The 18,047-nt window shown below is 43.0% G+C and carries 9 protein-coding genes; 2 read left to right on the forward strand and 7 right to left on the reverse strand.

The features are described 5' to 3' along the window. Positions 1–75: 75 nt before the first annotated feature. The 6 genes from V6R21_RS09015 to V6R21_RS09040 all read right to left on the reverse strand — a co-directional run bounded on the left by V6R21_RS09015 (position 76) and on the right by V6R21_RS09040 (position 11,694). A complete protein-coding gene (locus V6R21_RS09015; protein ID WP_334242908.1) occupies positions 76–2,958 on the reverse strand; it encodes a virulence factor SrfC family protein in 2,883 nt (960 codons plus the stop codon). A gap of 67 nt (positions 2,959–3,025) precedes the next feature. Continuing rightward, the gene (locus tag V6R21_RS09020; protein ID WP_334242910.1) at positions 3,026–4,030 is read right to left on the reverse strand and encodes a coiled-coil domain-containing protein; all 1,005 of its coding nucleotides are present in this window, start codon (positions 4,028–4,030) and stop codon (positions 3,026–3,028) included. Positions 4,031–4,079: 49 nt separating this feature from the next. Then, positions 4,080–7,133 (reverse strand): virulence factor SrfB, encoded by a 3,054-nt coding sequence (locus V6R21_RS09025; protein ID WP_334242912.1) that lies wholly within the window; start codon positions 7,131–7,133, stop codon positions 4,080–4,082. Between the two features lie 134 nt (positions 7,134–7,267). Continuing rightward, positions 7,268–8,851: a hypothetical protein gene (locus tag V6R21_RS09030; protein ID WP_334242914.1), complete on the reverse strand. Its 1,584-nt coding sequence runs from the start codon at positions 8,849–8,851 to the stop codon at positions 7,268–7,270. 348 nt (positions 8,852–9,199) lie between these two features. Next, positions 9,200–10,414, reverse strand: a complete 1,215-nt coding sequence (locus tag V6R21_RS09035; protein ID WP_334242915.1) for a dipeptidase — start codon at positions 10,412–10,414, stop codon at positions 9,200–9,202. A 161-nt stretch (positions 10,415–10,575) separates the two neighbouring features. Beyond that, on the reverse strand, positions 10,576–11,694 hold the full coding sequence (locus V6R21_RS09040; RefSeq protein WP_334242917.1) for a transglutaminase domain-containing protein: 1,119 nt from the start codon (positions 11,692–11,694) through the stop codon (positions 10,576–10,578). A 469-nt stretch (positions 11,695–12,163) separates the two neighbouring features. Between V6R21_RS09040 and V6R21_RS09045 the strand changes: the two genes are divergently transcribed. Continuing rightward, on the forward strand, positions 12,164–13,378 hold the full coding sequence (locus V6R21_RS09045) for a thioredoxin family protein (RefSeq protein ID WP_334242919.1): 1,215 nt from the start codon (positions 12,164–12,166) through the stop codon (positions 13,376–13,378). An 80-nt stretch (positions 13,379–13,458) separates the two neighbouring features. Here the strand turns inward: V6R21_RS09045 and V6R21_RS09050 are convergent, their stop codons facing one another. Next, a complete protein-coding gene (locus tag V6R21_RS09050) occupies positions 13,459–15,579 on the reverse strand; it encodes an elongation factor G (RefSeq protein ID WP_334242920.1) in 2,121 nt (706 codons plus the stop codon). 410 nt (positions 15,580–15,989) lie between these two features. On the opposite strand from V6R21_RS09050, the gene V6R21_RS09055 reads away from it, so the two are divergent. Further along, positions 15,990–18,047, forward strand: a complete 2,058-nt coding sequence (locus V6R21_RS09055) for a SpoIIE family protein phosphatase (RefSeq protein WP_334242922.1) — start codon at positions 15,990–15,992, stop codon at positions 18,045–18,047.

Consider the following 18,047-nt stretch of genomic DNA (forward strand, 5'->3'; position numbering starts at 1 on the left):
ACTAGATGCCAGATGATCAGGTAAAAAATCGCATCAGGCATTTACTTGAAAGCCTGATGCGGATTTATTTAAAAGCTAGAATGACCGATTCATTTCTTCCAATGACTTCAAAATATTACCCAAGCCTGCATTGGCAGCTACATGCTGACTGTCTGCCATATTATGAGATGCCATCACATTGGCTTCAAACATTTTCTGAATAGCGAATACCCATTCGTTGAAGAAGTCCTGCCCAGGGAAGTTTTGTCCTAGTTTCAGTTCCTGCTTGTCAGGGGTTGGTTTTTCTTCAGCTGAGAATAAGGTACGTTCCGAATTTGGTCGCTTCAGGTGCTGCTTTTCCTGATCAGGTACATACGCCCAGCCTGCAGTTGTGACATAACGGTTCAAGATAGAAGAGGCGATCCTTGGCACGATATCGTAATTGTTACTGATCGGGAAGCTATTAATCTCATCCCTTGTAGCCTGTATTAAGGTATCCTTGATACGTAAGCGGTAGATGCCTTTCAGCAGCTCATCAATGATGTACTCTGCTACTTCTTTTGGCAAACTGATCTTGCTCAAAACCGCATCCTCTTTCACCATTTGGAGTTGATCAACCCAACGGGTCAACAGCTTGTCTGCAAATACCTGCGCACGGTCTTTATAATTGCTGCCTGCGATACCTTCCTTGGCTTTTTCCTCCAACAAGCTTTCAATGTCGATGTCCATGGCTTTCAGTTCCTCTCGAATATCTTCCATTGGCAAACCGAAATACTGTTGTAGTTTATCCAGTACCACTTCAGGGCTGTCATCTACATGGACATCCACACCTTGTCCTTTCAATAGCTCAATCAAGTCAATTGGGACGGTAGGAGAGGGTTGTGCCTGCGGTCCTAGTTCATCCACCTCAAATGAGTTGTGAAGGCTGAAATATACCGTCCACGCTAAGTCATATGACATGACAAGCCTGTCCATAAAGTGACCAAAGGTGTTGTTGTTGGTCTGCATATTATTGAGTCGCATAGCAACCCGAAGGGCTTTCTTGCGGGCTTTCTGCAGTTGCTCATCAATGCCACCACCTTCATAATAGGCTTCCAGCTCAGTGTTGACTTCAGCCAGACATTGCTGCATAGCACCATTTACCTGTTCCTTTTTGACGGCAGGGTGGCATGTCGGTTTCAGGTGTTCAATGATATAGTTGGCACCATCATGCTCAGGAGTGGAAGACGCATCCCAAGCCTCTTCAGGTTCTCGGATATGTTTCCTGACATAAGAGTGACTTAGGAAAGAAGTCTTCATGTCCTGCAGCTTTTGCATATAGGACGGACGAACACTCGTCTCCTTTTTCTTTTCATCCCAGCCTTCAAAGACGTTTTGTGACCATTCGGGATCTCTCAGGAAAAAGACATTCTTGAAGGTATCATGGGCTGTCCATTTCTCTGTCCATTTATCAGAAACCGAAGTGCCGAAAAAGTCATGGAAATTGGCTTGCAGGCGGGCATCCCATTTGGCATTGTGTGTGGCAGGTTCGCCTACTTTCTCAATGGTTGGGTTACCGTCCAGATCAAGGTTGTACATGGTCTGTACTACCAAAAATGGATTGTAGCTTTGCAACCCGTTTTCACCTGTCAGTTCCTTAATGGTATTTTCCCTTTTCTCTCTTTCCTGTGGCGTGCCACCATGTGTATTTCTGATCCATTTGTAAATCAGGTGTGGCAGGTCTGAGACTTCGAGTTGCTTGTTGTTCATGGCATAGACCAGCGTATTGATCACAAGGTCATTGCAGTAAGTGTCAAACAGGAATGCCACTTTTCCCCTCAGAAAGATTTCCAGTTTTTCTTCCTGACTGTTTTCCTGAAAAGTCTGCTCGGGGACTTTCTTTCTTGATCTTGCACCAGGGAAATCCAGTACATCGGCATACTGCAGGAAGCTACGGGATGAATCTTGGGCGGTTTGAGGCAAAATAGGCAGTACCACTTCAGCCAATACCGCTGTCAGGGCGCTGCGATTCAGCGAGCGGGAGGAACCGTCAGGCAGATGAACAGAAACCGCACTTGTGATTTCCGTTTCTCCCTGATACATCTCTCTCAATCGTTCAATATCCAATACAGTCGTGGTATTAGGAGCCAATGCTTCTACGCCACAACGCAGTACAGTCGCAAATTGCACTTGCTCCAGTGTCTCGGATACTTTGCGGAAAAGATCAGTGAAGAATGGTTGCTTACCCCAAAGGCATTCAAACAGTTTGACCCTTTCTTTTGGATTGATGTAAGGGGCAATTCTGACAGCCTTGTCCCAGAAACCGATGTCCGAAAGCTTTCCGACAAAGATGTGTTCGCTGAAATTCTGCTCAAGGTATTCCTTGATTTCATAGACATCATCTTCGGTCATGCCCGGAACTTGATAGCCAGTTTGCTGTACCTGAAGCGCAATTTGCTGCAGGCTGCCATTGATGGTTTCAGGGTCTAAAGTATAATGGTACTGATTGATATCTGCCAGATAACCGTTGGTGATGATCTTGACCATATCGGCTTGGCTGAACAATTTCAGTGTATAAGGTTGTTCTCCCGCCTGATGATTATCAGCGATAGTAAATCTTGTGACTACCCCAGTGGATTCCTTGCCACCACCCGGAGGGTTGATATCACGGATAAAGTCCAATGTGTTGCCTTCCTGACCGGGAATTCGAATTGTCAGCTTGTCTTCACCGGGTAGGCGTACAAGATTGGATACCAGATAGGATTTACCTACCTGACTTGCGCCAAATACGCCAATGCCCGGACGGGTACCTGAAGCCTTGACAAGTCCTTTCAGCTTGCGCTTGGATTTCTTCAGGTTGTAAAGGGTTGCTTTTTGTTTTTCGGACTTTACGTTGGCAGCAACCCAGTTGAGTCCTTTATCTATTTCAGTTTGTATATTTTCTGCCTGTTTGATGAGGTCTTGCATATCTACTTTGGCAGTGAATGTATCTTGTGTCATATTTTAAGATGCTAGAAGTTAGAGTCAAGAAACTAGAATGAGAACACGCCGTTGGCGTGATCCTACGTTACGCCGTGCTGACCGAGGCATATTTGACGGTTGAGCGGGTATCCTTTCGAATGACGGCAAAAGAGTATCCTTCCTTAATGGCACTGCCACCAACACCGACCGCATCGTGAATGCTTGGGTCAATCTGTGTGGAGCGTTCAGGGGATACAAACTGAAAGTCCTTGGATGCTGCTGAGGCAAAATCCGCCACTTCGTCCAGCAAGGAACGGCGTGCAGTACAGGTCAGTCCCTTGAGTCTTGTCAAGAGGAATGAAAGTGCCTGATAGAGCAACTCCATTTTCTCTTCTTCGCTTCCTTGCGCTGCAAAGTGAGCGCCCTTTACATAATGCCAACCATTCAGAAAATGGAATACAAATGCTGCCAGTTGATCATCAGGCTCTTCCAAAGCATCTTCCAGTATCGTCTTGATGGCTTGGTCTTCTGTTGCTGTCAGTGCTTTTAGCATTTCCTTGACAGGATAGCGGCTTTCCAGCTCCTTTTTGTTTCGGAACAGCGCCACTTCAGCATCATCTACACGGGCTTGTGCTGCTTTCAGCTCCTGTTGCGCTTTCAGCATCTCCGCTTCTGCCTTGTCCAAAGCATTTTGCAGGGAAAGTTTTTCTTTATCCTTGGTAGATTCCTCTTTCTCGATATTCTTGATCACCGAATCAAGATTGGAGGAAGGAAGGATAGTTTTCAGTGATTTCACCAGCCATTCTTCCAACGGCATTTCCTTTTCTTCAAAAGGCAAGGTCAGGTTCGGGTTTTCCTTAATCTGTTGCAAAATGTCTTTCCCGAAGTGGCGGATAAACCATTCGGGAAGTTGCAGCGTCTCCTTTTTCTTGTCCTTCTTTCCTTCCTTTTGTATTGGATCACCTTCCTTGGTCATAGAAAGGCGTTTGGTCTCTTCTGTTTCTTCCTGCTTTTCCTGCCCTTCTTTCACCACGCTGATTCGGGACGTCTTCTCAGGCGTCTTGTTCTCCTCAGGTGACTTTTCGCCTTCTATTTTCTTTGATATATGCATAGCGTAACTCGGTTGTCTGACGGATAAAATTGGTTCAATTGTGAATAGTTTATTGGTTGAAAATATTCAGGTTATAGGCGCCTGTATCCAACCAATAGCCATATTCATCCGACAATGTCTGAAGGCTCAAGGTCAGGCTTTCTGACGGTACAGGTTTTCCCTCGTGATCCGTGATTTTCTTGATGCGAATATTCTCAAGGTCAGGGCTACGTCGGAAGATTTCCACTGTCAGTGGTACACGGTTTCCTACTTCTGCAGCGGCTTGGTTGTTGGCATAATCCAGCTTACACATCGGTGTACCAATCCAATGATCTGAGTTCATTTGTCTCATACCCAAGTGCATTGGTCCGTAGAACTTCAGTTCATAATCATCCTGTCCTGTAGGACCATCCAGATAGGTTTCAGGTACTTTTCCTTCCCCTTTGCGGTAAAGCCCGATATAGTCGGCAGTGGATTTGATTTCCTGTTTCAGGTAGTGGGTATCGATTCGGAAGCCATTCAACCTGTTAAGTGTACCCGCCATCAGAGCTACTGTCGCACCTACTGCTACACAGGTTTTGGCGTCTTTGATTACGCCATTCGGAGCAGCAAACGGATACCATTTTCCTACACGATATTCATCCATCGTTACGATCTTGTCAGGCGTAACAGGCAGTTGTTTCAGGAACATATCCCTGACAACAGGCAGGGAAGAAGGTCTACCCGCCAGCAATACCACATCACAATCATATTGGGCGATAATGCCGCAAATATCACGGATCATGCCTTCGGTTACGTTGCGAACCACCTCGTTGACCTTGCGGGTATCGAGTGTCCAAGTCACATCACGCAGGCGGAATCCTTCAGCTCCATATTTCTCGAATTGCTTGTTGATAAAGTTTTCTAACTCTGGTCTTGGCATCGGGTGGTTACGGAAGAATGACGCAAAGTCACGTTCCTCAATCGAGTTTTGGGTATTGGCAGCGAAGCCCATTACACCTTGTGCCAATGGTACAGCCACTTGTAGTGTAAATTGGCGTCGCATTTCCCTGCCTTTGGCATCGACCATTCCGAGGTTTGGACCAAACAGGATATTCATCACATCAGCTGATGCCGTACAGCCAAGGTTTACAGCGAAACGTTCGATCTCAGGTAGAATAATCGTCTCTACCACCCGTTTCATCATATCGTCACCAGCTAGGTTGAAGCCTTCCCAGAAGTTGGGTTTCGGAACCACCACAGGAATATTGGCATCAGGCTCCAGTTCGTAGGTAGCCACCATGACGTCAGTAGTACCTCCTCCGATATCTACACTAGCTACTCTGACAGAAGGGAGGGTGTATTTTTTATTTCGTTCCCTGTCTAGCTTTTCATACTGCTCATCCTGACGGAATTTGCCTTGTGTCTCGAAGTACAGCCTAGCATTGCCACGGAAGTGATGCACAATTTCACCGTACATAAAGACCAGTTGGCTACAGGTTGCCTCATCATAACCCCATTCCACAGAACCTTGTCCCATCGTGGCGTTTTTAACCTGACCTGAATCAGGGATGACTTCCAGCTGACCGTCCAAGAACATATCGGCATTGATGCCATGCTCATTAAAATAGCGTTTGAGGGCTTCTACAGCATCTTCGGCTCTTTTACGCAGTAGTTCTTTTTCCTTGCCCAACATAGCAGTCGGACAGCTTAGGACAATGCGCTTAAGTTTTCGGGGCACTTCCTGTTGACCTCTTTCCTTACGGAACTCATAACTGTTGACCTGTGTAATGGCTTGGGTGATGATTTCCGCAATGGCGAACGTCATCAGCGAGCTACGGGAGAACTTTGGTGTAATGGCAGGCAGCAGTTGTGGACCTGTATAATATGGATCTTCCTCAGCCCAAAGCGGCACGCCATCATTGGTGAAATAAACTGCAATGCCATCCAATACCACATTGCCCAAAGGTCCTTGTGAACCATTCAGGTCTTTGTTGATAAAAGTCCAAGGGAACAACCCACCATCCTCATTCCAGAGGTAGCGTTTCGGACTAGACATGGTAGCATTCTCGTTTGGCTTGCCATTGACAATCGTCAGACGGGTTGCTTCTTCGCCAATTCGAACGATACTTGGGTTGGTAAAAGCCCTTGGGTTGCCCGACCTTGCTGTTGCCGCCTCATCTCCGTAACTCACTCTTGAGAAAGCTACCCGCATATCAAAGGCATCGCTGTAAACCTTATTCGGGTACGTCATGTCACGAATCTTGAGTGGCGTGGCATTGTTCAGGCTGACAGGTGCATTGATGGCAGATGTTTCCAGCAAGACGCCACATGAGCGTGAGTTACCAATATCCAATACCAGATCGACATCAATACTATGGTTGTCGGTACGGAGCGTTACGGCAGGGAATGATTTGGCTTCCTGCAAGGCTTCCAGCAAGACCATGTAGGCAACTAGGTAGCCAAGGTGCTCACCTGCATTCTTGAGTGGCTGAATTTTCTGCGCCCTTTCAAACTCCACTTGAATCATATCCTGCACCCAGTTTTCCGCCACGAAGCTGCTGCAATCCTTGGCATGGCAACGGAAATTAGAAGCCCCTTCCGCATCAGTGGAAGTAGGAGTAAGGTAAGTGGCATTACCATCCACGCATTGGGTGTCAAATGCCAACACAAGGCTGTGCGTATAGCCTTCCGTCGCTTCTTTTGGATCAAGACGGCTCAGGTACATTCTTGCCCATGTGGTCGGACCATTCTGAAAAGTATCAGGTGAAAACTGCTCGGTACGGAAATAAGGAAGCGGCAACCATCGGCTGTCAAAGGTTTCGATCACGCCTTTTGCCTTGATGGTATTGACCTGATCCTCCCTGATTACGCGGATAGTGGCAGGGTCTATTTTATCTTCGTCAATCTTGCCGTTAGGTAACTTGGCAGACTTTGGAATAGTGGTTTCATCAATATATTTCCCTGCTTTCAGGAAATAGTAAGGAAATACCAAGTTGATCTGCTTCTTTCCGTCGGGCAGTGTCTCCTCGGTTTCAGCAAACTCCTTTTTGACGGTCAGGGCACTTTCACCTTCCTTCAGTGAAAGCTTAGTTGTATAGAATTGGATGCCGGAGTTGGCAATCAGTGAAATATCTTTATCCATTTTTTATCAGAAGTTAGAAGTTGTAGGAACACGCCAACGGCGTGATCAATTGTTCCACGGGCACGTGTTTCGTGGCGCCCGGCTAGGGGTGGCTTGCAAGAACACGCCGTTGGCGTGATCCTACATGGATGCATCTAGATCCTATGGTTAATGGTGTTTTTATTACGTTCAAGGGCTGCTTTGGCTTCACCTGCAAATACACCTGTCGGATATTTTGTCAGGTAAAACTCATATTCCTCTATGGTGTCAAAGCTTTGAGCTTTTCGCCAGAAAATGTTTTCGTCAGTTTCCACAAATCTGTTTTCCTGAAGACGAACGATGGCAGCCTCAGCTTCATCTTTGTATTGGCTGTTAGGAAAGTCATTCAGAAATTCCCTGTATTCATCGACAGATTCAACGGCTTCTGTCGTGACTATGCCCCATCGTTTCTGTTCAAAGTTTTGGGCTGTGTATTTATCTGCATCAAAGCCATCTACTGCTTCAGGAATTGGGAACAGCGGGAAGTTGAAATCATCGGAAGTGTGGTGAGACTCATATTCCGTTTGAATAGGAGAGAATAAATTCTCTTCTTCTTCGATATCCTTTATAATAGGTTCCTCTTCTTCTTCAGTCAGTGAATCAGGGTGAAAGAAAGACAGAGGAGAAGTTTCTTCTTGGTGTTGTGTTGCTCCGTTCTGGTAGCCCGTTCCGTTGGTAGGACTTTTTTGAGCCTTCAACTCCTCGATCAGTTGCTTCAGGTGTTCGATCTCATTCTGTTGCTTTTGACAGGTATCTTCCAGAGTATTAATCTTGTCCAGTAAAGCCTCCCGTTCCTGATTCCGTTCGGTCAGGTTCCGTCTCAGTTGCCCGTTTTCTTCTGTCAATTCAAAGTTAGGACTGAGCGGTTGCGTACGCTGCTCGGCTTCCAATGCGCGCGATTTCCATTCACGGGCAACTTCTTCCAACTTATTTTTTTCCAATACAAGGTCTGTCAGGCTATTGGACTCCGTAGTGTCTTCCAAAGCATCCAAGACCTTGATGTAGTTTGGAACAATCGTGAGTCTTCCGTTTATCTGCTTATCAATTTTCAAAGAGAAGGAAACTCTTCTGCCAACCATAATTTGGGCAAGGATACCTGCTTGTACGTGATCACGGCTAAAAGCAAGCTTCTCACCAGTCTCTCTCCTGATGACTCCTTGATAAGAGTTGTCATCATAAGCAATGACTTCTCCTTTTAATGAAAGGCGTTTTTGTTCAATACGATTGATTGCTTCTATGGCGAGCGTTAGCAAGTCGGCAGACAAATCGGCAGTAACCTGTAAATCTTGTATCTGCAATTGGTCACCTGAACAGGTCGCCTTTAGTATAGCAGTATTGGAATAGCTAGAAGATTGGTTGGGTAAGATGACCCTTTGGTTGTTTTGATTTCCTTGTTGATTTGTGATCACTTGACAATCGGCTAACTGTTTGGCTCTTGCAGCCAAGTCGTCGGCAGGGTGGTAAGCAAGCACCTGAAAGAAATAGCCGTTACAGAATGCTACATCCTTACCGAATTTGCTGACCATTAGCTCATAAAGCTGTCTTTCGACAGGGGAAGTGAGTTCACGGGAAGTGTTGGCTCCGAAATAAAATTGAAAATTGACCTGCTTGTCCAAGAAGTGCGGAATCAGGGCAAAAACACCCTTGAGAGAGGGCACGCTCTGTAGGTTCATCAGGTGATTCCCATCTATCAATAGCATATAGGGTAGTCGTTATTTGGTTTTAAATAAAAATAAGGTTTTTAAGCTTTTTCAAAAGCAAAACCGTTAGGTAATACTTCTTACCTGCTTAATTAAATGACAATAGAAATATAGGATTAGGCATGTCTAAGCATGGAATACTCCGAACTTAGGCAGTTTTATCGCCCTTAGTTTAATTTGGAAATTTCCTGTTATAAATAGGGATTTCCAGATGTAAGATCAAATACAAAAACTATACAAAATTTTGTAAAGGAGATAGGTGGAGGGGATTCTTAAAGGCATTTAACACTCTAAAAGGAAATGAAAAAATCCCCTGCTAAAGCCAGTTGCTTTTGCAGGGGATGGTATTTAACTCTTCTTTGCGACCTTTTCGACTTCTTTCCAGACCCTGAAAATATTCTTGTAACAGATCTTTTCAATATCTTTTTCTGAATAACCTCTTCGAAGTAGTTCAGCAATTAGGTTCGGATACATGGAGACATCTTTCAGGTCTTCAGGAAGCTCATCCCCTAATCCGTCAAAATCAGAGCCAAAGCCTACGTGGTCAATACCCGCTAGCTTAACAATATGGTCAACATGGTCAGCAACCAAACCGATTCTAGCATAGCCATTGTGAAATTCCATTCTTTCTGCAAAAAACTTTTCAGCTTCTTCACTATGCTCTTCCAAGCTATTTTCCTTGATATATGCTTCTGTTTCTTTTTCAGCTTTCTTATAATTTTCTCTCAGCTCTTTAGCCAGAAATGTAGAACCGAAGTTGATCATGATAATGCCATCGTGTTGACCCAATGTCTCAATCATGTCGTCTGACATATTGCGGATAAACTCTGGAGTAAAGAATCTGGCAGAAGAGTGTGAGGCTATGACAGGCGCTTTCGACAGTCGAATTGCATCGTAGAATGCACTGTCAGTTACGTGCGAAATATCTACCATAATACCTAGGTTATTCATTTCCTGAATCACTTTCTCTCCAAATGGGCTTACTCCATTCCAAGTGTTTAACGTGTCGTAAGCAGCATCGCAAATCAGGTTGTCTTTCGCATGGGCTAGCGTAATGTAACGGATGCCTCGTTTATAAAAGTGGGCAAGGTTCGCAAGGTCATCTTCTATCCCTGAACCGTTTTCCATTCCCATTGGCAGGGCAATTTTACCTTCTTTAAAAGCGATCTCGATGTCTTTTGGAGAGGTAGCAATCATAAATTTATCAGGATTGCCCTTTACAACTTCTTCCACTTTGTCAATCAACATGTCCGCGTGCTCCTTGGAAGCGCTAGCTGTTTTCTGAAGCTCAGAAGGAATGTAGATACTCATAAATGGCGCATCCAATCCACCCTTTTTGGCTTTGACATAATCAAAATTGCCTTTAGACTGTACCGAAAAGTCTAGTAATTCTTTCTGTAATCTGAAGTTTTTGACTGTAAGTTGGTATGGAAAATCTACATGGCCATCTACAATGATAAACTTGTGGGCAAGAGCATCTGCTTTTTCTTGTATTTTATCCTGTCCGAACAGGTTATTTGTTACCATAATCCATAATAAAAGCAGTAGTGATGTGTATTTCATGTTTGCGAGTTTGTTGATTGTTGCTATTGATTGGAAGTTAATCTGATACCGTTTTTTGATATAAAAAAAAGTAGCAGGTCAAGTATTGGACTCGACTTGCTACTAATATACTTTTTAATCTAGAATTTTTTGGATTAATCTTAGAAAGATATTGACCTTATTTATAAATCATTTTTAATCTCATAAACCCAATAGCCATATTTACCGGAGCCTATTGTAAGGGTTTCTTGCGAATCATCCTGTAATGTATATCTGACAAGGTATTTATAGCCTCTAGGCCTTTGTTCTACCGTGAATTTTTGCTTCTTTCCATTGACTTTGATATTGTCCAAGTATTTTTCGGAGTAGAATACCAAGGTAAAGGTTTGCCCTTTTGTGACATGCAGTTGCCCACCTTGGGATGCGAGGTGTTGAACATGGTAACTGGCAGTTTCTTTTGCTAAAGGTTCATAGATTTTGTATTGCTTACTGCCGTAACCAATTATCATGGTTTGGTAATCATCTATACTTGTTGGACGTTTGGTAAAACGTAACTGGTAAGATGAGAACATGTGCTTGAAATAGTTGGGTCTCACAAAAGGCATTTCCTTGAAGTTGTCAAGACTCAATGGATGTGGCAGCAGTTGGGCTTTCAGGTCTTGGGTATAATGGGTAGTGGCAAAGTAGGCGGGAGGTGTCAGGTACCAGAACTCATCATATTTTTGAACAAAAACAGTATGGTTACTTTCTCCATTTTTTATGTCCTTGATATATCCGGCAGCCCACGTTGGATCCAATAAATAGCTGTATCCATTTACAGTCACCAGATTCCACGCATGACCGTCCGTAACATTATAGTTAACCCTTCCCAATCCGGCAATGACTTTGACCATTCCAGGATCAGTTACCTGCATAATAGCTTTCAATAAATGACTGTACCCAGTACAAACGCCCTTCTTGGCTTTAAGGACTACTTCGGGGGCAGAGGGAGAATAATAACCCGGAATGTTATAAATGTCTGTATCATACGTAATGTTGTGCGTCACCCAAACCCATGCAGCACGTAGTCTCTCATGGGGAGTTTTATAAGGACTAAGTAGTTCTTCGGCTAAAGCTTGTACGTTGGGAAATTCCTTGCCATTTAGCTTACTGACCTCCTGATCCACTTTACTGTAGTCATAGGTATAGAGGTCAATAAATTTAGGACTAGGTGATGAGGAATAGGAAAATGGAATGGAAATAAAATACAATAGCACAACATACACCAGCATGCGCAGGTGCATCAAATTTGGAGTGTTCATAGTTACTAGCTGGTAGGTGTTTAGTTACAGTAATATCAGTTTTGCTTTTCAGCTTTAGAGTGCTGAAAAGGTGGTACAAACCTGATTTGGTTCAGGTCATACTGTGTGACTGAGCAAGGAGTAGTAGCGTGAATATAGTGGGTAAACAGTACACACAGTTTTAGCATCAGAGATGCGGCAAACAGAGAATGGCAGTAGTCGTTTTAAGTTTTTTTATACCTATCAATTAATACTTTTCATTAGAAAGCGTGATTTTTAGAAGGTATGCGGGATATGATATCAGAAATTAGAATTTATTAAGCTGGTGGAGAATCAGTAATAGCACACAATTTGAGTTGATTTTCACACAATATATTACATTAGGTTATAACTAAGAATTAATAACCCTTAAAGAGTATCAATGTACACAATTGCTTAAAAGTGTACCTTTTCTGAACAGGGTCATTACTTTCAACATCAAACACAAACCATGAGAAAACTCGTAACATTTCTTCTTTTATCTGTCGCTGTAATGTCAGCTGCTTATGCTGGAGGAATCAATTTCAAGGAAGGTAGCTGGGAAGCAATGCTTACAACAGCCAAAGAAGAACAAAAACTGATATTTATAGATGCCTATGCCTCGTGGTGTGGCCCTTGTAAATACATGACCCAATCGGTTTTTACGAATACAGAAATAGGAGACTTCTTTAATGAAAATTATATCAACTATAAGTTGGATGTTGAGAGTGAAGAAGGTGCTGCTTTTGTGCAGAAATACCCTGTTACTGCCGTGCCTACATTGTTTGTGATTGATGGAGATGGTAATGTCAGAGCTAAGAATGAAGGAGCTATGCAAGTGGATGACTTGTTGGCATTTGGTAAGAAAGGATTATCTGCAAAAGCTCCAGAGCCAATCAATTTTGAGCATGGCAGTTGGGAAGAGGTTAAAGCAAAAGCGAAAGCTGAAGGTAAACCGATATTTGTAGATGCCTTTGCTACTTGGTGTGGCCCTTGTCAATTCATGACAAAGAATGTGTTTACACAGGTAGGAGGTTTTTATAATGATAGCTTTGTAAGCTTCAAACTTGATATGGAGTCGGAAGCTGGACAAAAGTTTCAAAAGGAAGTACATGATGTGTCAGCTTATCCAACATTATTGTATTTCAGTGCTGATGGCAAGTTGTTACACAAAAATGTAGGAGCATTGGATCAGGACGAGTTTGTAGCGTTGGGTGAAGCTGCTCTGGACCCCGACCGTCAGGTTTATGCTTTGTACGATGCTTATAAGTCAGGTAAAACAGATGGTGAGCATATCGCTAAGTTACTTCCTGCTTTGCATGGTGCTGGTGAGGCGGAAGCTGCTTCTGAAATTGCTACTAAACTTTTGGATGAGACTCCAGCAGCAGAATGGCATGAAGAAGGAAATGTGATGGCACTGTTTATTGCAGGAACCAAACCTGAGAGTAAATACTACCGCTATGTGTTAGAAAACCCTGATCAGTTTTTGGATGCTATTGGGCCTAATAACTATGATGCTTTCCTCATGACAGGTATGGAAGAATACCTGTATGAAGTTGTGGCAGCTAAGGATGAGAAAAAGTTTGATTATGTAAAGCTTATTCTCCGTTCGTTGAAGCAGGCGGATATGGAAAAGGTGGAAGCCAGTATTGCTGAGATCGAAAAGGCAATGAATGAAGGAAACTGATATTGACTTTGTACCAAAAAGTAAAGCCACTCCAAATATTGATTTGGGGTGGCTTTGTTGTATTGGCATTATTTGAAAGCTTATTCAGCAGCAGCTTCCTTCAGCATATCTTCCTGCATATTGTAAGGAACAGGAGCGTATTCACTAAACTTCCATTTGAAGGTGCCTAACCCTTGGGTTAGAGACTTCAGTCTGGTAGAATAGTCATGCAGTTCTTTCAAGGGTGTTTTGGCTGAAATAATCTGCCTGTTTCCATTGGCATCTATACCCGTAATAGTAGCCCTACGGCTTTGCAGGTCTGTCATGACATCGCCAAGCTGATCTTCCGGAACCTTTATTTCCATTTCATAAAGAGGTTCTAGAATCTGCGGGTTGGCTTTGAGAAATGCTTCCTTGAAAGCATGTTTACCAGCTAGCTGGAAAGAAATATCATTGGAGTCAACAGAGTGCATTTTACCATCAAAAACCATAACACAGACATCCCGAACATGTGATTTGGTAACAGGTCCTTCCTCCATGATTTCTAAAACACCTTTTTTGATGGCTGAAAGGAAACGGGTATCAATGGCTCCCCCGACAATACAATTATAGAAAAGCAGTTTTCCTCCCCATTTCAAGTCAACTTCTTCTTTTCCTCTGACATGCATCTCTTTGGATGGCTCAGGCATGCCATCGTAGTAAGGTTCGATTTTCATGGTCACTTCTCCAAACTGACCTGCACCACCAGATTGTTTTTTGTGACGGTAAGTAGCTTCAGCTTGTTTGGTGATGGTTTCCCTGTATGGAATTTTGGCAGGTTCAAAGGTGACATTCAGTTGGTATATTTTTTCCAGTTTCCACTGAATAATATCTCTGTGGAACTCACCTTGGCAGTAAAGAATCAGTTGTTTGAGTTCCTTGGAGTAAGATGCTTTTACAGTAGGGTCTTCTTCTGCTATTTCTCTTAGTGCTTCACCTAGCTTTTCGTTCTGATCCTTGGAGGCAGCGTGGACATGACAAATGTATTGCGGAGAAGGAAAGCTCATAGGTTTGATAATGATGTCCTCATCCTTGAGCGTCAATGTCTGGTTGGTGTGTGTGTTCTTTAGTTTGACAGTGGCTCCAATATCTCCAGCAACCAGTTTCTGAATAGAGTTACGCTCTTTGCCATCAATTATATAAAGCTGATGCAGCCTTTCGGGCGTATTTGTCTGCTTGTTGTAAAGGTCTGTATCTGGAGTGATTTCTCCTGAGATGACTTTGAAGTAGGAGATCCTTCCTAGGAAGGGTTCATTGATGGTTTTGAATATGAAGACTGCTGGAGTGCCGGAAGTGTCGTAGGGGAGGGATTTGTCGTTTGTGAGTGGTTCGGGTTTTAGGTCAGAGGCAGATGGAGCGACGTTGTCTATAAATCCCATGAGCCTGCCGCTTCCCATATTCTTCTTGGCTGATAAACAAAAAACAGGAAATACATCGTGGTTTACCATTCCAATTTTTAGCCCTTCTCTTAGTTCATCTTCACTTAGGTTACCTTTATCGAAGTACTTTTCCATAAGCCCCTCATCGTTTTCGGCAGCTTTTTCGACCAGTTCGTTGTGAAGTTGGTTGGCCCTTTCTATTTCGTTGTCAGGTATCGGGAGTTTCTCGGGCTTTCCACCTTCAGGAGGGAACTTGTACATCTTCATTTTCAGCAGGTCGATAATGCTGTCAAATGCTTCTCCACTGTTGAGAGGATACTGCATGAGAACGGCATTGTTGCCAAACTTTTCCTGGATGTCGCCAAATGAGTATTGAAAATCTGCTTTAGGGTGATCAATCTGGTTGATTACAAATATGGAAGGCTTACTGAATTGTTCGATGTATTCCCAAACGGTTTCGTCTCCTGACTCCACTCCAGTAGAAGCGTTGATCAGCATCAGGCATGTGTCAGCTGCTTTTACTGATGAAACCACTTCTCCAATAAAGTCACTGATTCCTGGAGCGTCTATAATGTTGATCTTGTAGTTTCGCCATTCGGTATGCATAGAGGTTGCATAAATGGAGTATTCTCGTTCGTGTTCGATGTCATGGTAGTCAGAAACAGTGTTGTGTTCCTCAACATAACCATGCCTGTGGATTACGCCGGCTTCGTACAACATGGTTTCTGCCAATGTTGTCTTACCGGACTTACTACTGCCTAACAGCACGATGTTCTTAATGTGTTTTTGGTCATAGACTTTCATAAGTTTATCAGTTTTGGAGGTGGGGAATTTGGAAAGTAAAGAACGTAGAGTGGGGAATTGAAACCCCAAAAATCATGTTTAACACCGTCTGAATTGGAGGTGTTTGCTTTAGGACTATTTAGCATTTTAAAGTGAAAAATCCTAGAAGAGAGGAGCTTGTGTAAGGTGACTTTAACTGCCAAATATCTTGATTTTGGTCAATTTGGATAAAGTGTAGATTAACACCTTGCTTCAGTTTTTTGTTAACTATGTTTTAACAATGTTATTTGCTGACTGAATGTTTGCAGGACAAAGTAAATTTTGTACTTTTAGCACTTCATATTATGAATATATCAATATTCACTTTTTACTATATGACCATGACCTGGCTAAAAAAGGTGTGTGACCGTCTTTAGCAATAATAAAAACCAATGAGAACTGTACTAATTTTTTCGATTCTATTTTTTGTTTCGGCTCAATTTGTCTCAGCAAAGAAAAACCACCAATTGGATAGCCTTGTACAACGGTTAGAGCAACATGACCGTTTGGACAGCAACAGGGTAGACCTTTTGGTAGAGGTGAGTAAGCAAGTTTACCGTTCTGCCCCTCTGGAGGGGATGAAGTATGCAGACGAGGCAAAGAAGTTGGCAGAGCAACTGGGATATCAAAAAGGTATGCAGGAAGCCCTTTTTTGTATAGGAGCTTGCTATTACTATAAGGGTATCTACGGACATTCACTTGAGAACTTTCTGGAATCTTTGCATATAGCAGAGAGTAGGGGAGACCGTAAACGTATTGGTGATGCTACCAATGCGATTGGTGTCATCTATATGTCGCAAGACAAAAAGGATAAGGCGTTGGAGGCTTACCTGAAAGCGCTTGAGATGGCTGAGGGGGAAAAGGATAAGCTGAGCAAAATGAATAATATTGCGACGCTTTACACCAGAAAAGGAGAGTTGACAAAAGCGATGTCGTATATGACAGAGGCATTGGAACTTGCCAAAAAGCATAATGAAAAATATAGAGAAGGGCTTTATACCCATAACCTGTCTGATATTTATTTCCGCAAAAAAGACTATAAGACGGCTTACAAGTTGGTAATGGAAGCACGTGTAATCTTTGACTCGTTGAAGCAGAGTGTGACTGAAAACCATTATTACGAAGGCAAAAACCTTTTGAAACTAGGAAAGAGGGATGGTGCTGAAAAAGCATTCTGGACAGGGATTTCAAAAGCAAAGAAAGCAGGTGCACTGGCAGATGAGCTGGAAGGGTATGAATTGCTGCACGGTTTCTATAAGCAGACAAAGAACTACAAGAAATCGCTTGAGAACTATGAGCGTTACCTTTCTCTAAAAGACTCAATTTATAATGAAGAAAAGAGTCGTCTAGTGGAAGAGTTGCAGACCAAGTATGGTTTGGAATCAGCGGAGAAAGAGAACGAGTTGCAGCGTCAGGAACTGGAGCTTAAAGAAACCCAGTTGGACAGACAGAAGCTGTTGCGTAACTCTATTTTAGGCGCATTGCTATTTATGGTAATTGGTGTGATTGTACTTTACATCAATATCAAACAGAAGAAAAAGACAAACCTTCAGCTTGAGCACCAAAAGTCTGAACTGTTTGAGAAAGGGCAGGAGCTACTGACACAAGCAGAGGAGATGAAGCAACTTAACGAAGAAATTCAGGCTCAGAGAGATTACGTAGAGGAGAAAAACCTGACATTGGTGCAGCGAAATAAGATCATTACAGATAGTATTGAAGCTGCAAGTGTAATACAGCAAGGTCTGTTGCCTTTTAGCAACAGGTTGGGAGACAACTTTAGAGACTTCTTTACAATCTATCAGCCGAAAGATATTGTTTCGGGTGACTTCTATTGGTTAAGCCATAAACACAAAGTATTGGCTGTAGTCGATTGTACTGGTCACGGTGTTTCAGGTGCATTTATGTCTACACTGGCTTACTCTATGTTGGGAGAAGTAGTAGATGTGTTAGGCAAGCTAGACCCAGCAGAAATCCTGCGCAATATGGATAGCCGTATTAATATGGCCCTGAATGCCGCAGGTGATTCAAATCACGAAGGTGCTATGGATATAGTAGTTTGTGTATTTGGTGAAGAGGAAAATGGTGTAATAAATGTAGACTTTGCAGGAGCGAAGAGACCTCTTTATTATTGGCATGGAGGAGAGCTACATAAGCTGAAAGGAGATAATTCATCAGTAGGAGGCTTCAAGCGTAATAAAGAGAAGCTGTTTACGACACAAAGAATCTCATTGGATAAAGGAGATACACTATACCTAACTACTGATGGATATGTAGATACTCCTAGTCCAAATAGAAAGCGATTTGGCACTGCAAGATTTGAGAATACACTGAAGGATATTACAGTATTATCGATGGAAGAGCAAAAAGAGATACTGCAATCTGAGTTGAAAAACCATCAGCAAGATACACCACACCGTGATGATGTGACAGTAGTGGGAGTAAGGGTTTAA

It is taken from the genome of Limibacter armeniacum, from assembly GCF_036880985.1.
In the GTDB taxonomy this organism is placed as follows: domain Bacteria; phylum Bacteroidota; class Bacteroidia; order Cytophagales; family Flammeovirgaceae; genus Limibacter; species Limibacter armeniacum.